The 16,276-nt window shown below is 41.9% G+C and carries 16 protein-coding genes; 4 read left to right on the forward strand and 12 right to left on the reverse strand.

Annotated features, from left to right (window positions below):
• Positions 1–67 precede the first annotated feature (67 nt).
• From G519_RS0121895 to G519_RS0121940, 10 genes are all read right to left on the reverse strand, one after another.
• Entirely contained in the window at positions 68–1,330 is a 1,263-nt protein-coding gene (locus G519_RS0121895) for an adenosylhomocysteinase (protein ID WP_029196526.1), read from the reverse strand.
• A 12-nt stretch (positions 1,331–1,342) separates the two neighbouring features.
• A complete protein-coding gene (bshC, locus tag G519_RS0121900; protein WP_029196527.1) occupies positions 1,343–2,977 on the reverse strand; it encodes a bacillithiol biosynthesis cysteine-adding enzyme BshC in 1,635 nt (544 codons plus the stop codon).
• A gap of 144 nt (positions 2,978–3,121) precedes the next feature.
• A complete protein-coding gene (locus G519_RS0121905) occupies positions 3,122–4,084 on the reverse strand; it encodes an ABC transporter ATP-binding protein (protein WP_029196528.1) in 963 nt (320 codons plus the stop codon).
• Complete coding sequence (locus G519_RS0121910) at positions 4,077–5,114, reverse strand: ABC transporter ATP-binding protein (RefSeq protein ID WP_029196529.1); 1,038 nt, start codon at positions 5,112–5,114, stop codon at positions 4,077–4,079. Before G519_RS0121910 ends, G519_RS0121905 begins: the two co-directional genes overlap by 8 nt.
• Positions 5,115–5,127: 13 nt before the next feature.
• Entirely contained in the window at positions 5,128–6,060 is a 933-nt protein-coding gene (locus tag G519_RS0121915) for an ABC transporter permease (RefSeq protein WP_029196530.1), read from the reverse strand.
• Positions 6,061–6,063: 3 nt separating this feature from the next.
• Positions 6,064–6,996: an ABC transporter permease gene (locus tag G519_RS0121920; RefSeq protein ID WP_029196531.1), complete on the reverse strand. Its 933-nt coding sequence runs from the start codon at positions 6,994–6,996 to the stop codon at positions 6,064–6,066.
• A gap of 102 nt (positions 6,997–7,098) precedes the next feature.
• Positions 7,099–8,781 (reverse strand): peptide ABC transporter substrate-binding protein, encoded by a 1,683-nt coding sequence (locus G519_RS0121925; RefSeq protein WP_029196532.1) that lies wholly within the window; start codon positions 8,779–8,781, stop codon positions 7,099–7,101.
• A gap of 417 nt (positions 8,782–9,198) precedes the next feature.
• Entirely contained in the window at positions 9,199–9,600 is a 402-nt protein-coding gene (locus G519_RS0121930; protein WP_051253571.1) for a DUF3397 domain-containing protein, read from the reverse strand.
• Between the two features lie 14 nt (positions 9,601–9,614).
• Complete coding sequence (locus G519_RS0121935; protein ID WP_029196534.1) at positions 9,615–10,562, reverse strand: ketopantoate reductase family protein; 948 nt, start codon at positions 10,560–10,562, stop codon at positions 9,615–9,617.
• Positions 10,563–10,665: 103 nt separating this feature from the next.
• The gene (locus tag G519_RS0121940; protein ID WP_029196535.1) at positions 10,666–11,319 is read right to left on the reverse strand and encodes an RsfA family transcriptional regulator; all 654 of its coding nucleotides are present in this window, start codon (positions 11,317–11,319) and stop codon (positions 10,666–10,668) included.
• A 389-nt stretch (positions 11,320–11,708) separates the two neighbouring features.
• On the opposite strand from G519_RS0121940, the gene G519_RS0121945 reads away from it, so the two are divergent.
• Positions 11,709–11,939, forward strand: coding sequence for a DUF2626 domain-containing protein (locus tag G519_RS0121945; RefSeq protein ID WP_029196536.1), 231 nt, complete (start codon positions 11,709–11,711; stop codon positions 11,937–11,939).
• 45 nt (positions 11,940–11,984) lie between these two features.
• Here G519_RS0121945 and G519_RS0121950 read toward each other — a convergent pair whose 3' ends face one another.
• Complete coding sequence (locus G519_RS0121950) at positions 11,985–13,139, reverse strand: class I SAM-dependent methyltransferase (protein WP_029196537.1); 1,155 nt, start codon at positions 13,137–13,139, stop codon at positions 11,985–11,987.
• A 53-nt stretch (positions 13,140–13,192) separates the two neighbouring features.
• Here G519_RS0121950 and G519_RS0121955 point away from each other — a divergent pair, with 53 nt between their 5' ends.
• The 3 genes from G519_RS0121955 to G519_RS0121965 all read left to right on the forward strand — a co-directional run bounded on the left by G519_RS0121955 (position 13,193) and on the right by G519_RS0121965 (position 15,916).
• Positions 13,193–14,194 carry a hypothetical protein gene (locus G519_RS0121955; RefSeq protein ID WP_127527977.1) on the forward strand — a complete coding sequence of 334 codons (1,002 nt, stop codon included), beginning with the start codon at positions 13,193–13,195 and terminating at the stop codon, positions 14,192–14,194.
• A gap of 101 nt (positions 14,195–14,295) precedes the next feature.
• Positions 14,296–15,390, forward strand: coding sequence for a coiled-coil domain-containing protein (locus G519_RS0121960; RefSeq protein ID WP_029196539.1), 1,095 nt, complete (start codon positions 14,296–14,298; stop codon positions 15,388–15,390).
• Between the two features lie 37 nt (positions 15,391–15,427).
• Positions 15,428–15,916: a hypothetical protein gene (locus G519_RS0121965; RefSeq protein ID WP_029196540.1), complete on the forward strand. Its 489-nt coding sequence runs from the start codon at positions 15,428–15,430 to the stop codon at positions 15,914–15,916.
• 73 nt (positions 15,917–15,989) lie between these two features.
• Here the strand turns inward: G519_RS0121965 and G519_RS0121970 are convergent.
• The coding region (locus G519_RS0121970) for an IS3 family transposase (protein WP_029196541.1) at positions 15,990–16,276 on the reverse strand (287 nt) is incomplete at its 5' end.

Genomic DNA, 16,276 nt, shown 5'->3' on the forward strand with positions numbered 1-16,276 from the left:
TAAAAGTGGTCTGAAAGGCTCCCCAAGGCTCTTGAAGCTCGCCAAAGCTCTAAAAGGCTCTTCAATCTTAATGCTCCGCCCAGCTGTCCAAGTACATCTTCTGCTCTTCTGTCAAAGAGTCAATACTAGTTCCAAGGGATTCCAACTTGAATCGTGCAACTTGCTCATCCAGCACATAAGGAACATTAACAACAGTTTTACCTAATTTCTTGTACTCATCATTTACATATTTAAGGGACATAGCTTGCAGCGCAAACGTCATATCCATAATTTCGGCCGGATGACCATCGCCTGCAGCCAGGTTAACTAAACGTCCTTCAGCAAGAATGTATACTTTGCGACCGTCTGTTAGTTGGTACTCTTCAATATTGCGTCGTACGGTACGCTTGGAAGAAGACATTGCTTCAAGTTCTGGTTTGTTTACTTCAACGTCAAAGTGGCCTGCATTCGAGAGAATAGCGCCATCTTTCATTACTTTGTAGTGCTCTCCACGAATCACATCACGGTTACCCGTAACCGTTACGAAGAAATCGCCCAATTTCGCCGCTTCCAGCATTGGCATTACAGCAAAGCCATCCATGTAGGCTTCGACACCTTTAATTGCATCAATTTCTGTTACAATTACATTCGCGCCCAACCCTTTAGCACGCATTGCCACGCCTTTGCCACACCAGCCATAACCGACAACAACAACCGTTTTACCAGCTACAACCAAGTTGGTTGTACGGTTGATGCCATCCCAAACGGATTGACCCGTTCCATAACGATTGTCGAACAAGTATTTACAGAAGGCGTCGTTAACTGCAACCATCGGGAATTCAAGCTTGCCTTCTTTCTCCATCGCTTTCAGACGAAGAATACCTGTTGTTGTTTCTTCTGCTCCGCCGCGAACTTGTACAGCCAAATCTTTCCGTTCGGAATGAAGAATGGAAACCAAATCGCCACCATCATCAATGATAAGGTCAGGCTTCGTTTCGAGCGCTTTAATCAGCAGCTCTTTGTATTCTTCCGGACTTGGATTGTATTTCGCAAAAACGGTAATACCGTCCTCAACAAGCGCTGCACAAACGTCATCTTGGGTAGATAGCGGATTGCTGCCCGTAATTACTACTTCAGCTCCACCGGCTTTTACTACTTTTGCTAAATAGGCTGTTTTCGCTTCTAAATGCAAGGAAATAGCGACTTTCAATCCTTTAAAAGGCTGCTCTTTCTCAAATTGCTCACGAATACGATTCAAAACAGGCATGTGAGCCTGAACCCAATCAATTTTCAAGTGGCCTTCAGGTGCCAGTGTTATATCAGCAACAATACTTTTTTCTACAGTTGTCATCTTCGCTTCCTCCTATAAATAATAAATACGATGCAAACCGTCCACAGGAATCGGCGTCTCAACTAAATCTCGGAGCCATTCATTCCCATACCGATTCATATAAGCACACCCATTATACACTCTTTCTTGCGGCTTGGCGAACGGCAATATCGTTAGTCTTATGCGCTCTAATTGTCGCAACGACGCATCGAATCGCGTCTTATAAGCTTCTCCTGCTTTATTGCGCAAAAATTCGATTTGCTCGAGGATTTTCGCCATGTTCGTTTCTCCCAGCTTTTTTACCCCGGGGTTGATCGCGGCAAGGGATTCCACAAGCGGTGCGTAGTTCACATTAAAATCGGATTTCACAGCTTCGAAGCGCTCATTCAAACGCAATGTATCTTGCGCATCCAGCCATTCTTGCTTCTTGTGCTCAAAGCGCTCAAGAACGTCCTCAAATGTAAAACCATATTTGTTCATTTGCTTCTGAACTGTACCCTCAATCAAAGTAAACTCCATACGCGGTGCAATGATCGGCATTTTCATGCCAAATTGTTCAAAAGCATGCTTCGTAAGCGACCAATACGCAATCTCCCCTGGCCCTAAAACAGTAGCGAGAACAGGGAATAAAAATTCTTGCATGAGAGGCCGCGACATCACGTTATTACTCAAATTCTCAGGCGATGTTAATGCTAAATCTTGAAGCTGCTGACTAGTAAAACTATGGTCCTTCTTCTTATCTGTAAAATGTTCACCTTCACGATGCAGCAGAAGCCGCTGTCCATCTGCAAAAACAAACAAATTAGCTCCGTCTTTGCTTATTTCCGCTTGACTCTCATATCCTGCCTGCTGAGCAGCATCCTGACTCTTCAGTAAAGACCCCGAGAACGCTTCATTCTGCAGGATCAGCTTCTCAAACATAGACGATTCCAAAGCTCGAAGGGAAGGTTCATCAGAATCTATAAGGACAAGCCCATATTCCCCAAATAGGATGGCCATCCAACGAGCAAAAGCATCAGATAATGTTGCCCCATCCTCTGTTGTTCCCTCTAGCTTAGCCATTAGCGAAGCTTTAAACTCTGTATCCATCAGTGATTGATCTAACGCCGTCAAGGCCTCTTTCCATGCATCAGGTTCAATAGGCAGCCTACTTACAGATGTACGTCGCCCTGTCGGATGATCAACCTTGATTTTTTCAATTTGTTGAGCATTCGTTAACGTATAAGCATGGTTAACTTCATCGAAATCATGATCCTCACCAGCGATCCAAAAGATCGGAACAACCGGGCGTTGTAATTTCCCACTCCATTCACGAGCCAATTGAACAATGGTAATGGCTTTGTACAAAACAAGCAGCGAACCGCCGAACAATCCGGCCTGTTGTCCACCAACAATGGCAAGTGTACGCTTATCAGCCAATGCTGAGATTTGGTCAAATGCAGCTTGTGCATTCCCTATTCGCTCATTATAATTCTGTAAAACTTGCACCAAGCGCCCTCGATCAACTTGAGGCGAAGTTTTTGGTTCGTCTAACCATTGCGCTCGGGACTGCCAGTCTTCCATGTTTCCAAAATGGTAAGGAAATAAAGCTTTAGCTTTATCCGTTTGAGCTATGTAATCTTCCGCTAACTTCTGATTTTTCTTCCAATGAAAAGTTTCCATTTGCATACGCGACTAGTGTCTCCTCTTCATACCAAATAAAACAACTATACTTTGATTGTACACGTAAGGTCAGCAATCGTCAAAACTGTATTTTTAATAATTACAATTGAACATTAAAAAGCCGCCCCCTGCGGGGACGGCTGGATAATTTTAATACAAATGACAAGCTACGTAGTGATTTGGTTCCACTTCTTTGGATGGCGGCATCGATTCCGCACACTGCGGCATTGCTTGCGGGCAGCGCGTACGGAACGGACATCCACTAGGGGGATTAAGCGGACTTGGTACATCACCTTGTAGAATGATGCGCTCACGTGTACGCTCAATTTCCGGATCTGGGATCGGAATCGCAGAAAGCAGTGATTGTGTATAAGGATGAAGCGGCTTCGCGTAAAGTGCATCAGAAGTCGTCACCTCTACAAGGTTCCCAAGGTACATAACGCCGATACGATCGGAAATATGCTTAACCATCGCCAAATCATGCGCGATAAATAAGTAAGTCAAGCCCATTTCCTTCTGTAATCTCTTGAACAGGTTTACAACCTGTGCCTGTACAGAAACGTCCAATGCAGAGATCGGCTCATCCGCAATAATAAATTTAGGCTCAATCGCAAGCGCACGGGCAATCCCGATACGTTGACGCTGACCACCCGAAAACTCATGCGGGAAACGGTTGGCATGCTCGTCGTTCAAACCAACAGCGCGAAGCAATTCCATGACGCGCTCTTTACGTTTAGCACCTTTGTACAAACCATGAATATCAATACCTTCAGCAATGATATTTCCAACCGTCATACGAGGGTTCAACGAAGCGTAAGGATCTTGGAATACCATTTGCATATTCCGATTAAAGTCTTTCAGCTTCTTCCCCTTCAACTTATGAACATCTTCACCGTCAAAAATAACTTCGCCTTCCGTTGCATCATAAAGCTTGATAATCGTTCTACCCGCTGTCGATTTCCCACATCCGGATTCCCCTACGAGACCAAATGTTTCACCGCGGTTAATTTCTATGGAGAAATTGTCAACAGCTTTCAAAATTTTACCGTTGCCAAGGTTAAAATGCTTCTTCATATTACGAATTTGTAAGATAGGCTGATTAGACTTAGACATGTTGATGACCTCCCACTCCTACAGGACGTTCAACCTTCGGTGCATCTGGGTGCAACAGCCAGCAAGCGGCACTGTGTGTTTCAGAAAGCGAAGTATGCTCTGGATCTTCTTCCAAACAATGATTCATCGCATAAGGACATCTTGCTGCAAAGGCACACCCTTTTGGAGGTGCAAATAGATCTGGCGGCGTACCTGGAATAGGTACTAGCTCTTCATTACTATTCGTATCCAAACGAGGCACCGAACGAAGCAAGCCCCATGTATAAGGATGCTGCGGCTCGTAGAAAATTTCATCTACTGTGCCTTGCTCAATAATTTTCCCTGCGTACATAACAACAACACGTTGAGCCATATCTGCTACGACACCAAGGTCATGCGTAATTAAGATAATCGATGAGTCCGTTTTAACCGAGATCGTCTTCATCAAATCAATGATTTGCGCTTGAATTGTCACATCAAGAGCCGTTGTTGGCTCATCCGCGATAAGCAGTTTAGGTGAACAAGCAAGTGCAATAGCAATCATTACACGTTGACGCATACCACCGGAGAGCTCATGTGGATACTGATGAATTCGGCCCTCAGGGGAGTTAATGCCTACAAGCTTGAGAATTTCAATAGCTCTCTCAGTTGCAGCCTTTTTGCTCAAACCTTCATGTTTGATCAAACCTTCTGTGATTTGATCGCCGACTTTCATCGTCGGATTCAAAGAAGTCATCGGATCCTGGAAAATCATACCCATTTCGGATCCGCGAATTTTCTCCATTTGTTTGTTGGAAAGCTTGGTAATATCCAATTTCCCGTCAAACATGATAGAACCGCTTTTTATATAGCTAGGCGGAGTAGGAATTAAACGCATGAGCGTTTGTGCCGTAACGGACTTACCGCAGCCGGATTCACCTACAATCGCCAACACTTCACCTTTTTTCAAAGAAAAAGATACGCCGCGAACAGCTTGAACTTCCCCAGCATACGTCCGGAAAGAAACTCTCAAATCTTTTACTTCAAGTAAATTGTTATTGGTGCTCATCATTATTCACCCCTTCTTACTTGCGCATTTTTGGATCAAGCGCATCACGAAGCCCGTCGCCGAGTAAATTGAAGCTTAATAGAATCAAGCTGAAAACAATAGTCGGGAAAATCAGGCGATGCGGATATAAACGGATATAGTTGGCGCCGTCAGATAGCAAGTTACCCAGCGATGCAAGCGGCGGTTTAACACCAAGACCAATGAAGCTAAGGAACGCTTCAGTAAAGATAGCGGCTGGAACAACAAAGGTAATTTGCACGATGATGATACCTAACGCATTAGGAATCAAGCTGCGCATAATAATTCTCATTGGAGATGCACCAAGTGTACGGGATGCAAGCACGAACTCTTGCTCTTTCAACGTGAGCATTTGACCGCGCACCAAACGTGCCATTGGAACCCAACCCGTTATGGCCATAGCCAAAATAATAGATGAAATACCGGAACCGATAACCATAATGAGTAGAATCGCGATCAACAAGAAAGGAATCGCATAGACGATTTCAATCGTACGCTGCATGACTTCATCAACTTTCCCGCCATAGTACGCAGAAATACCACCATAAAGAACACCGATAACCAAATCAATTAAAGCTGCAATAATCCCGATAAATAAGGAGATACGTGTTCCCCACCATACACGGGTCCAAAGATCGCGGCCGAAGTCGTCTGTACCGAACCAGTGTTCACCGCTTGGAGCCACATTTTTTACTTTTAAGTTTTGCGTCTGATAATCGTAGCTTGAAACAAAAGGTACAATAATCGCTAATACGATCAAGGCAACCAATATAATTAAGCCAGCCATAGCCAGTCTATTTTTCTTAAGTCGTCTCCATGCGTCCTGCCAATAATTGAGCGAAGGTCTAACAATTTTTTCGCCAGTTAAAGATTTATTTGAAACGGGAGCAAACTTGTAGTTATTCTCAGTTGCATTATTTGGTGTTTGCATGATTTATTTCCCGCCTTTCCCAAGACGAATTCTAGGGTCTACAAAGCCATACACTACGTCTGTGATAAAGATTACTAAGATAAGAATACTTGAGTAAAAAATCGTCAATCCAGAAATCATGGTGTAATCGTTGGAATAAACGGATGATACAAAGTGTTTACCCAAGCCTGGCACGGAGAAAATTTGTTCAACTACTAGCGTACCCGTGATTACGTTTACAAATATTGGACCAATAATCGTGATAACTGGTAGGATAGCATTTCTAATCGTGTGCTTAACAACAACAGTAAAATTGGTTAAACCTTTGGATTTGGCAGTCTTAATATAATCCTGGTTGAGTACGTCCAACATAGATGTACGCATTAAACGTGCCAAAATGGCAATCGTTCCGAAAGAAAGCGCAAGCGCTGGTAAAACTCGATAACTTGGACCTTTCCATAAACCTGCAGGAAGAATACCCCATTTTACACCGATATAATAAGAAAGCAATGGACCAAGAACAAAGGATGGGATAGATACACCCAGAATCGCGATAAACATTGCCGTGTAATCGCCTGCTTTATTATGCTTTAAGGAAGCAATAATCCCTAAAGTAAGACCTGCAATAATAGCAATAGCGATAGAGATCAACCCGAGTTCTAGTGAAGAAGGAAATGCTTGTTTGATAATATCAGTAACTTTGTGAGCAGGGAATTGAAAGGAAGCTCCTAGATCGCCATGGATGATGTTGTTCATGAATGTCAAGTATTGTTCCCATAGCGGCTTATCTAAACCGTATTGCTTCATTAGCATCTCTTTCGTCGCTTTAGGAATCTTTTCAGCGCCTTCTCCCAGTGGATTACCTGGTAAGTTTTTCATCAATACGAATGTAAATGATGCAATTAGCCATAACGTAATAAGCGCATATAAGAAACGGCGAAGAATGAACTTAACCATAATGCTCCTCCTTTATTAAAATTAACTGCTTAGAAATTTAGAAGGGGCCGCTCCCACGAGGTGCGAACGGCCCCTTCTTCATAAAATGATATGCTGTTTGGACTACTTAATAGATGTCCATTTCAATTCCCATTCTTGACCAAATGATGGAAGAATCAAACCATTAACTGAAGGCTTTTTCAAGTAAGCACGAGTACGGAAGTACAGTGGTGCTACACCTTGATCATCCATCAAGATTTTCTCAGCTTCAATCATTGCTTTCGCACGTTTGGAAGGATCAATTTCTGTTTGAGCTTGCTTAACTAGTGTATCATATTGCGGGTTGCTGTAGTCGCCTTCATCAAACTCTCCGCCAGTTACCCACATATCCAAGAATGTCATTGGATCGTTGTAATCTGCTCCCCATAGGGAAAGAACGATATCAAAGTCATGTTTGGAGGACAACTCGATACGCAATGCATGCGGAACTGGGTTCGCTTCTGCTTCGTATCCTAAGTTTTGCTTCCATTGTGCAAGGATAAACTCAAGTGATTTTTTCGCAGTTTCAGTATCATCCGCGTTCACTTTCATTTTTGGAAGAGCTGTTAAACCAGCTTCTTTCAAACCTTCAGCAAGCAATTGTTTTGCTTTAGCAGCATCGAACTTAGGTTGAGTATCGCCTGCAGATTTACGGAAGTCGCCGCCCGCACCGTCAGAAGTACCGCCAGGCACTAAACCTGTGGATGCTACGGAACCGTTAGCAAGAACTGTATCTACGTAAGCTTGACGATCGATTGCCATACCTAGAGCTTGACGAATTTTCTTGTTAGCCAAGGCAGGAACTTTTTTCGTTTGGTACATCAGGTAAGAGTTAGTCAACTCAGGTTTAGGCAAGTTATCCGGTTTACCTGCATAAAGTTTAAGTTGATCACGGTTGATTTCAGCCAAATCAGCTGCATCTGTTTCGTATAGGTTAAGTCCTGTATTTGTATCTTTTACGATATTGACAGTTGCTTTCGTAAGCTTAACGTTAGCAGCATCCCAATATTTTTCGTTTTTAACAAGTTCCAATGTTTGACCATGATCCCATTTGCTTAAAATAAAGGGACCTGCACCAATGACTTTATCTGCTTCTGCGCCATATTTGTCGCCAGCTTTTGTAACGAAATCTTCTCTTTGTGGCAAGAAAGTTCCGAACGCAAGCATTTGTGTAAAGAAGGTAACTGGTTTCTCAAGTTTAATTTCAAGTTGTTTGTCGCTAATAGCTTTTACGCCAAGTGCATCTTGAGCTTTTTTAACATCTTCAGGTGTTTTTGCTTTCGTTACAGCTTCTCCACCTTTAATCCAAGCTACTACGAAACTATATTGCCCTTTTGTTGCTGGATCTAATGTACGTTTGAAAGAATAAACGAAGTCTTGTGCTTTTACTGGTTGACCATCTGACCAGTTCGCATTGTCGCGAATGTCGATTGTGTAAGTTAGACCATCAGCAGAAATTTTAGGGAAATCTTTTGCAAGTCCAGGAGTCGCTTTGCCGTCTTTGTCAGTACGATAAAGACCTTCATTAAATGCGCTAATGAATGTGAAAGCAGCATTAGCAGTTGCTTTGGAGCTATCCATAACAGGTGGCTCTGCAGTAAAGTTGATTTTAATTTCTTGCGGTTTGTTAGATGCCGCAGGAGCTGTTGTACCTTTAGTATCCCCAGTTGGTGATGCTGTTGGTTCTTCTTTTTTGGCACAACCAATTGCCACACTACCCATAAGCGTTAATGCTACTGCTGTAGAAACCCATTTTGTCGCTTTCATATAAACTCCTCCTTTAAAATATGTATCTAAACATCTATGGTTAGGTGTTTTGATAGTTTTATTCACATAAACCTTACACCTTTAACCCAATAACAAATGAAACCGCTTCACACATGTTAGTATATCTGACTCCAACCTCTGGTAAAAAAATTTACTAGACTCTACGCAAGGAATTATAACATATAACCATGCTTTGTCCAGAACTAATTTCATTCTCATTCAACTAAGATAAAATTTTAATTCACCTTTATTAAAATAATATGAAGAAAAAAGGTCCTTTACGGATTCTAATTATACAACCATCGGTCAATAAAATCTAGACGGATTTCATTGTTATTTTCTACAATTCTTAAATAAATATTACAAACATACGCTAACAATTGATTTATTCACATTTTTTCCACAAAATCGTCTTGACTAGGTCGAAAATATATAGTTTTTCCCGATATGCAGAAAAAATAACAGGATGTAAAGTGCTGATAGACCCAGAAAACTAAGTCTCCAAACTACCCTGCTGACCTTTAATAATTCGGTTTTTCCTTTCAAATGCGTCTGATAACCACCAATGATCCCAAAAGCGATAAGCAGCACGAGCGCAATTAGCCAGAAACCAAAATTCGTATGAAATAATTGATTCCACATCAATGAAACGGAGCCTAGCAGAAATAACGTCGTCACGTCCATGGTTAGTCTCGTTGTCATCTTCTTATCTCTAAGAAACATAAAAACAAGAAACCACAAAAGGATAAACGTAATAAACGGCGCCACAGCTAAGACCGCATATATCGTAGAAATCCAACTGGCTAACACATTCATCATTAAGAATCACCTGCTTATTCTAGGGCTTTCACTAATTGGTACACAGTTTGGTGCGTCGGAATCTGAAGATTTAATTCGTTTGCCATTTTTACTAGACTTCCGTTAATATGATCGATCTCAGTTCGTCTGGAATGTTCAATATCCTGAAGCATAGAAGAATGATTTAAGCTTGTGGCTTCACAAACGCTAAGCAGCGTGTCCCATAGTTCATCAGGCAGGATAATCCCTTTGGCAGTCGCCACCATACGAGTTTCTTGATAAAGGCTATTCATAAGTGAGCGCGTCCAGGCTGAAAGCAGCAAATCTCCGTTCTTTACACGCAAAATTGCTGTAAGCGGATTAATTACTGCATTTATCGTCAGCTTGCTCCAAATCCTTACATCCATGTTCTTCGACATCATTGTTTGAAATCCTGCCTTCTCAAGCATCTTAACAAACAAAATATGTGTTGAATTTACAAAATGATTCGAATCTCCCCTATTTCCTATATAAGTGACACCATGCCCTGTATGAGTAACGGCTGTTAAGCCCTCACGTCTAGCCCCTTCTGTCGTTACAGCGAACAATAAGCACTCCCGCCCAAGCTCCTCACCTAATCTCACTTCGTGCCCAATTCCATTCTGGAAGCTTATTAAATAAGTGTCTTTAGACATTTGAGACTTCAATTTGTTTATTAGTTCTTGTGTAATGGCTGGCTGTTTGACCATAAGAAATATGTAATCAAAATCATGTAAAGCTGAATTAGCTGTTTCTACTTCTTCTATATAGTAGTGAAAATTTATGACCCCGCCACGAGTAGTCCTAACTGGCTCGGCAGCTCCAACCAATTCAATTCCCTTACGAGCTAACTCATCTGCTTGTTCTTTTGATCTTGCAATGACGGTCATATGTTCACAAAAAGCAGCTAACTTGGCAGCGAATAGCAACCCTAAGGAGCCAGCACCAACAATCATGATGCGCATCTCATTTCCCCCTTTAAATACCATTCTCATTATACAACAAAAAAGCCCCAGTCCAAGGGTTCTCCTTGTTCTGAAGCTTCTATATGTAAGGACGCTCGGCAACTCATTCTACTCTTTCTAGGTTACCATTCGCGTCCATCTTGAACCGCGGCTTCTCTTCTTCCTCTTCTTCAACCAGGAAGGCCATTTTCCTAGCACGATCCATAATTTGAATCAACGCTTTATAATCATCATTCACAACACGATAATCAGTTTCCACTTCATTAACTTGCTTATTCAGCTTGTTGTTTTCTCTGCCTAGTCTATCTAGTTCGTCCTCTTTGTCTTGCAGTTCTTTTTCCAAACTTTTAATATGACGATTCATATCTTGGTACGTGTTTCTCCATTGTCTCAGAAACCGGATCACAGCATCAATCGATAATGTTTCTTCCGTGAATGTCTCTATTTTTCCAGTCGACAACTCAGGACCATCCAGCAACCCAACGGAAGAAGAACCGGAGATCGAGACAGCCGCATGCTTTTTGAGCTGCGTTCTTTTTTGACGCTGTGCTTTGGCAATCTGTATAGCTGCTTCATATTTTTTCCTTACAAAACTGTTCCAACGGAATCCACATGCCGCCGCTGTGCGCCCAATGCGCTCTCCAACCTCTTCGAATGCAGATAATTGTGTACTTCCCTCTCGTATGTGACGCAGTGTCACCTCCGCTAAGATTAAGTCGTCTTCATCGCTCCAAGCATCTTGTCTAATTGCTGACATATGGTCGAACCTCCTGACATAATATAGGGATCTTTGGTCGTAGATCAAAGTCTCTCCTCTGTGGGATCTTTGGCCCTGAGATCAAAGTCTCTCCTATTGGGGATGCATCATAATAAGAATCAATTCGTAGAGAGCTGGGATAAATTGATTCGTGCCATTATTATTATTTCTATGCCCGTACTAGAGTTCATAGAATCTATTTGATACTAAATGGTATTGCCAAATTTTTTATCACTCATACATGGGATCCGGATAAAAAGACATACTACTACTATCTGATGAAATGTTTTGAATTTCGTCACTGTTTGACGGTTTACACCGTTCATTCCAAACGGTATAATGTGTTGTAGTTAAAGTGCAACGTGGTATGAGAGGGGGATGTTACGAGAATGGATCGCATGTTTCGGGTTCTAGGTTTTTGGACACTTGTTATCGCACTAATGAGCTTAGCTGGCGATATGATACCTATGTCTCTGATTTTCTTTTTTCAAACTGCCGTATTCGTCATTCTAGGCTATATGCGCTTGTCAGAACGAACTTACATATTGTTGTTCTGGGGATATATGATTATTTCCTTCAGCGGATTTACGTATTGGTCATTTTTCAAAATGTCTGTCTAAACCCCACAACAATAACAACAAGCAAAAAGGTGAACCGACTGTTACTCAGCGGCTCACCTTTTTTTCATTGTGTAGAGAATGTTTGCTTGCGATGAATACTTTGAATAGCTCACTCATTTGGTCGCTTAGCAGCAGCTGCCTAATTGAGCGGTTACGCTTTGACACTTCACTGAAAGGATTCGGATCATAGTGGTCTTGAAGCCTTTGCAGAATCCCTTGCTCCACCAGAAAATCCCGTTGTGTTTGAAGTTTGCAATGAGTAAAGCCGCTCTCACTTGCAGTTAATTGGCATGAACTAAAGTTAATATGAGATGTCATATCCTGCTCACCCTGATGCATGAATGGATTATCCTGAGCTTGGTGATTGCGATAGCACATTAATGTTCCATTGTAACGGTATGGAGCGAATAGTTCTTCTGCTGTATCGCCATAATCTATGATTAGACAGCTTCCGCTTTGGATCCGCTCAGCTACACGCGAGACCCAACTCTCAGCTTCAAGGTTTATCTCTCCTATTTGACCATCCAACCACTGAACTTTGGAACGTTCTAGGAAGTCTAATATTCGGTGAGAGCTGACAGGCCGCCAAATTTCTTGAAAAATTTGCTCTTCCTCTTGCCATTTCACATAAGACTCTTGGAAAAGCATATCTTTATAGCGAATTCGGTGGATTGGGAAAGCATCCAGCAGTTCATTCGCAAGTACATAAAGCAGATCTTGCGGCGTCTGAGAGAACCATTCTGATTCACTTGCGAATTGAATAATTTGGGCGTGCTCTTCAAGCAATATTCGCTGCTGTTGACGATGATAAGCACTAGATTCAATGATTGTATAGATTAATCGAGCATAAATGGCGGGTTCAGTTCGCTTTATTTCGCCCATGATGTGAAGAGCCATTCGCCCGTTTCCCCCTCCCCATTCAACGATATGAACGGGTTCTGTTTGAGGAGAATGACCATTATGCAGCTGCATGCAAATAAATGATGCAACCATTTCCCCCATTATTGAACCAATAGAGGAGCTTGTATAGAAATCTCCTTGTTTACCGATTTTCGGCCTCTCATTTCGATAGTAGCCAAACGGTTCACTGTAAAGACAAATTTCCATATAATCCCTGAATGAGATGGCTTGAAATTCTGCTGACTGAATAGCCTCTCTCAAGGCTGTCACAACACCTGGGTGTCCGAGCTGATGATTCAATGAAGAAACCTCCAATTCTTTACTTACAGACAAAACCTACGGAAACCATTATAATGAAGAAGGATTTATGGAAGGAGAGACAGCAAAGCATGTCAAAGAAGTGGATTACCTTAACAGCGGTAACGGCGATCAGCCTAGTATCGTTGACAGCTTGTACAGACAACACGAAGGTCAAAGAAGCACTCGAACAATCACTAAACAAACAAAAAGAGATGAAGTCTTACACCTTTGATGGGAGCACCACATTAGCCTTAAGCGATGGATTGATGAAATCGTCCAACCCTTTAACGAACGGGCTGTTATCTTTGGTCAGAGAAAGCACAATCGATTGGAAGGGCATTAGCAATGTGGAGCCACTCCAGTTCCAGACGGACTTAAAAATAACGCCTAAGGGCTCAACATCCCCTTTTGAAATTCCAATTCTCATTAAAGATAGCAAATTGTATTTTAATATGCCAGCATTAAATAAAACAGCTGATGAGTATTATGCAATCGATTTACAAAAAATGAGTCAGAACAGCACTAGTCCTTTAACCTTAGATACTTTGAAAAATACTTCTCAACTGTCCACCACACTTGGAAATCTAATATTTAGCGGGATTGATCCAAAATGGTATAAAGAAGCCAAAGAACCAGTTAAGCTGAAAGACGGATCTTCTGCCAAATCCATCAGCGTCGAACTTACCAGTAAAAATGAAAAAGATTTGAATACACTGATGCAAACTAAGCTTCCAGAGTTTATTGGCCAGCTGCAAAACAATGGATTCCTTACTGCTGATAAAGCCGAACAATTCAAAAAAAATCAAGCAAATCTCTTGCAGCTCAAAGCTCCGGGTAAAATGGTTGTAGCCATTGATGACACTGGTTTTATCCGTGACCAAACGATTGATGTAGGCTTCACCATCACACTGGACGGCAAAGCGCAAGATAACCATATCCTCATTCACCAAACCTACGACGCTATCAATCAAGCTTCTTCATTAACGAAGGAAGTACCAAAAAACGTTAAAAGCTTTGATGAAATCCTTAAATTAATTACACCGGCAAAAAAATAGATGTAAGGCCCAATACTTACCTCTTCCCCAGAGGTAAGTATTTTTTTGTGCTTCATTTAATAGAAATATGATAATCTGTTCTTAGGGGGAGAATTCATTCAATGACATATAAATTCGTAGCTATGATGTTGTCCATTCTATTGTTAACTCAAATAACACTGCCGCTTCCTTCAATCTCAGCCGAAGAAAAGACCCCTACGCAAGACGAAGCCAAAGATCTCGTCCAAAAAGGGCTTACTATTTTCGAAATCGACAAAGAAGTGGCCCGATTAAATGAACAAGATGCCAACATCGTTGCACAAATCAAACAAAATGAACAAGATATCATCAAGCAGAACAGCAATGTTGATAGCACCCGAAAACATGCCGGAAAAGTGCTGAGAGCTTACTATACAGGGGATCGAGATTCGATCTGGATGCTGCTGTTTACCGTTAGTTCCTTTACGGATGCATTGCGAATGTTCGAGTATCTGCAAATGATTATAACGAATGATCATCGCGCTTTATCTGCTTTCACCGAATCGTTTAAGAAATTGAAAAGCCTGCGAACCGAACTTGATTCATCTCGCGTCGAGCTCCAGAAAACGAAAGATAAATTCCTCACACAGCGTGAAAGACTCGTAAAGCTCCAAGAAGAGCTGGACAAACAACTAGCCGTCAGTACACAAGCACAAGTCATAGAAGCCCAAATAAAAAGCTTAAATGACCAATGGAAACAAGAAGGCATCCCTTTATTCCGCGAATACTTGAATAGTTTATCATCGGCTTTCCGAGAGCTGCCACAGTATGTCACCAAAGAAAGTAAATTTATGGACTTATCTTCCATCAAAAATCCGGTCATAACGATTAGTGATAAGGATTTCAATACTTACATACATTCAAAAAATGAACTGTTGCAGAATTTGAATTTTGAATTTGCCGATGGAGCAATCATTGCAAAAGGTAAAAAAGATCATGTGCAAATCGCGCTGGAAGGAATGTTTTTGTTAAAGGAACATCCCGATATGAATGAAGTCCTCTTTCATGTGGATAAACTTGAATTCAATGGCTTCCAACTGCCTGATACGACAATTGAAGACTTTATGAAAGAATTCCAGCTTGGTTTCGTCCCGAAAAAAATTGTTAATTATCTCGATGTCGTAAGTGTAGAGACGAAGAATGGTATCGCTGTTGTAAAACTTAAATTATCCCTGTAAAGTAGCAGAGGATAACGAAGTAAAGTGAGGACGACGAATGGAACCCAAAATTGGTCTAATGATGGATCTGCCCGAAGGAAAAATACCTGGATTTTACGCGCAAATCGTTAAAGCTCTCGCAGGTAAAGTTGACTTATTTGACCGCGACAAAGAAATGCTTATTGTCAGCAATGAAGAACAACAGCTTGCTGCACTTGATGTTATGGCTCATTTCAATATTGAAACGAACCCGATGCAGCTGCGGCTGCTGCCGGATGACGCTGAATTGACGGATCTCTTCAGCGATTACGGCTTCACAAGCCGCGCGGAGCACAATTATTTATACGATAAGCTTGTCGTACAATTCCGCTTTACGACAGATAGCCCTCAAGCCGAAATCGATCAAGCTGCCCTTCAAATCGAAGAGCACCTCCTCGCCCAGTATCAGGCTCAGGATCGCACTGTATACGTCGTGGATCGGCAGCTTGAAGAGCTCATGCAGGGTATTGCCAAAGCTTATCGATGCCGTATCGAGATGCTGCCTTAGAACACGCAAAAAAAGCCCACATCCCCGTATCGGGAGTTGGTCTTACCCCTGTCAAGTAGACAGATGAAAAAAGCTATGCTGCTAGCGCGCACCGATATTCAATCGGGGCGCGCTTTTTAAGTTTGGTTTGAAACCGTTGGTAGTTATAAAAATAAATATAATCTTCCACCGCTTGATGAATTTCAGTTCCTGATTTACACTGTTTGAGATACAACTTCTCTGACTTGAGATGCGAAAAAAAGGATTCGATGCATGCGTTATCCAGGCAGGTTGCTTTGCGAGAGTGGCTGCCTTTAACGCCGAATGCTTCTAATCGCGTGTTGTACGCCTGAGACGTATATTGGAAGCCTTGATCCGAAT

This window comes from Paenibacillus alginolyticus DSM 5050 = NBRC 15375 (assembly GCF_000422905.1).
GTDB classification, from domain to species: Bacteria; Bacillota; Bacilli; order Paenibacillales; family NBRC-103111; genus Paenibacillus_E; species Paenibacillus_E alginolyticus.

Coding starts and splice junctions, on each gene's coding strand:
- G519_RS0121930 (WP_051253571.1), bottom strand. CDS start 9,600: ATGATGAATGTGTTAGCCAGTTGGATTTCTACGATATATGCGGTCTTA.
- G519_RS0121910 (WP_029196529.1), bottom strand. CDS start 5,114: ATGATGAGCACCAATAACAATTTACTTGAAGTAAAAGATTTGAGAGTT.
- G519_RS0121945 (WP_029196536.1), top strand. CDS start 11,709: ATGGATCGCATGTTTCGGGTTCTAGGTTTTTGGACACTTGTTATCGCA.
- G519_RS0121920 (WP_029196531.1), bottom strand. CDS start 6,996: ATGGTTAAGTTCATTCTTCGCCGTTTCTTATATGCGCTTATTACGTTA.
- G519_RS0121960 (WP_029196539.1), top strand. CDS start 14,296: ATGACATATAAATTCGTAGCTATGATGTTGTCCATTCTATTGTTAACT.
- G519_RS0121935 (WP_029196534.1), bottom strand. CDS start 10,562: ATGCGCATCATGATTGTTGGTGCTGGCTCCTTAGGGTTGCTATTCGCT.
- G519_RS0121965 (WP_029196540.1), top strand. CDS start 15,428: ATGGAACCCAAAATTGGTCTAATGATGGATCTGCCCGAAGGAAAAATA.
- G519_RS0121925 (WP_029196532.1), bottom strand. CDS start 8,781: ATGAAAGCGACAAAATGGGTTTCTACAGCAGTAGCATTAACGCTTATG.
- G519_RS0121955 (WP_127527977.1), top strand. CDS start 13,193: ATGAAGAAGGATTTATGGAAGGAGAGACAGCAAAGCATGTCAAAGAAG.
- G519_RS0121905 (WP_029196528.1), bottom strand. CDS start 4,084: ATGTCTAAGTCTAATCAGCCTATCTTACAAATTCGTAATATGAAGAAG.
- G519_RS0121915 (WP_029196530.1), bottom strand. CDS start 6,060: ATGCAAACACCAAATAATGCAACTGAGAATAACTACAAGTTTGCTCCC.
- bshC (WP_029196527.1), bottom strand. CDS start 2,977: ATGCAAATGGAAACTTTTCATTGGAAGAAAAATCAGAAGTTAGCGGAA.
- G519_RS0121895 (WP_029196526.1), bottom strand. CDS start 1,330: ATGACAACTGTAGAAAAAAGTATTGTTGCTGATATAACACTGGCACCT.
- G519_RS0121940 (WP_029196535.1), bottom strand. CDS start 11,319: ATGTCAGCAATTAGACAAGATGCTTGGAGCGATGAAGACGACTTAATC.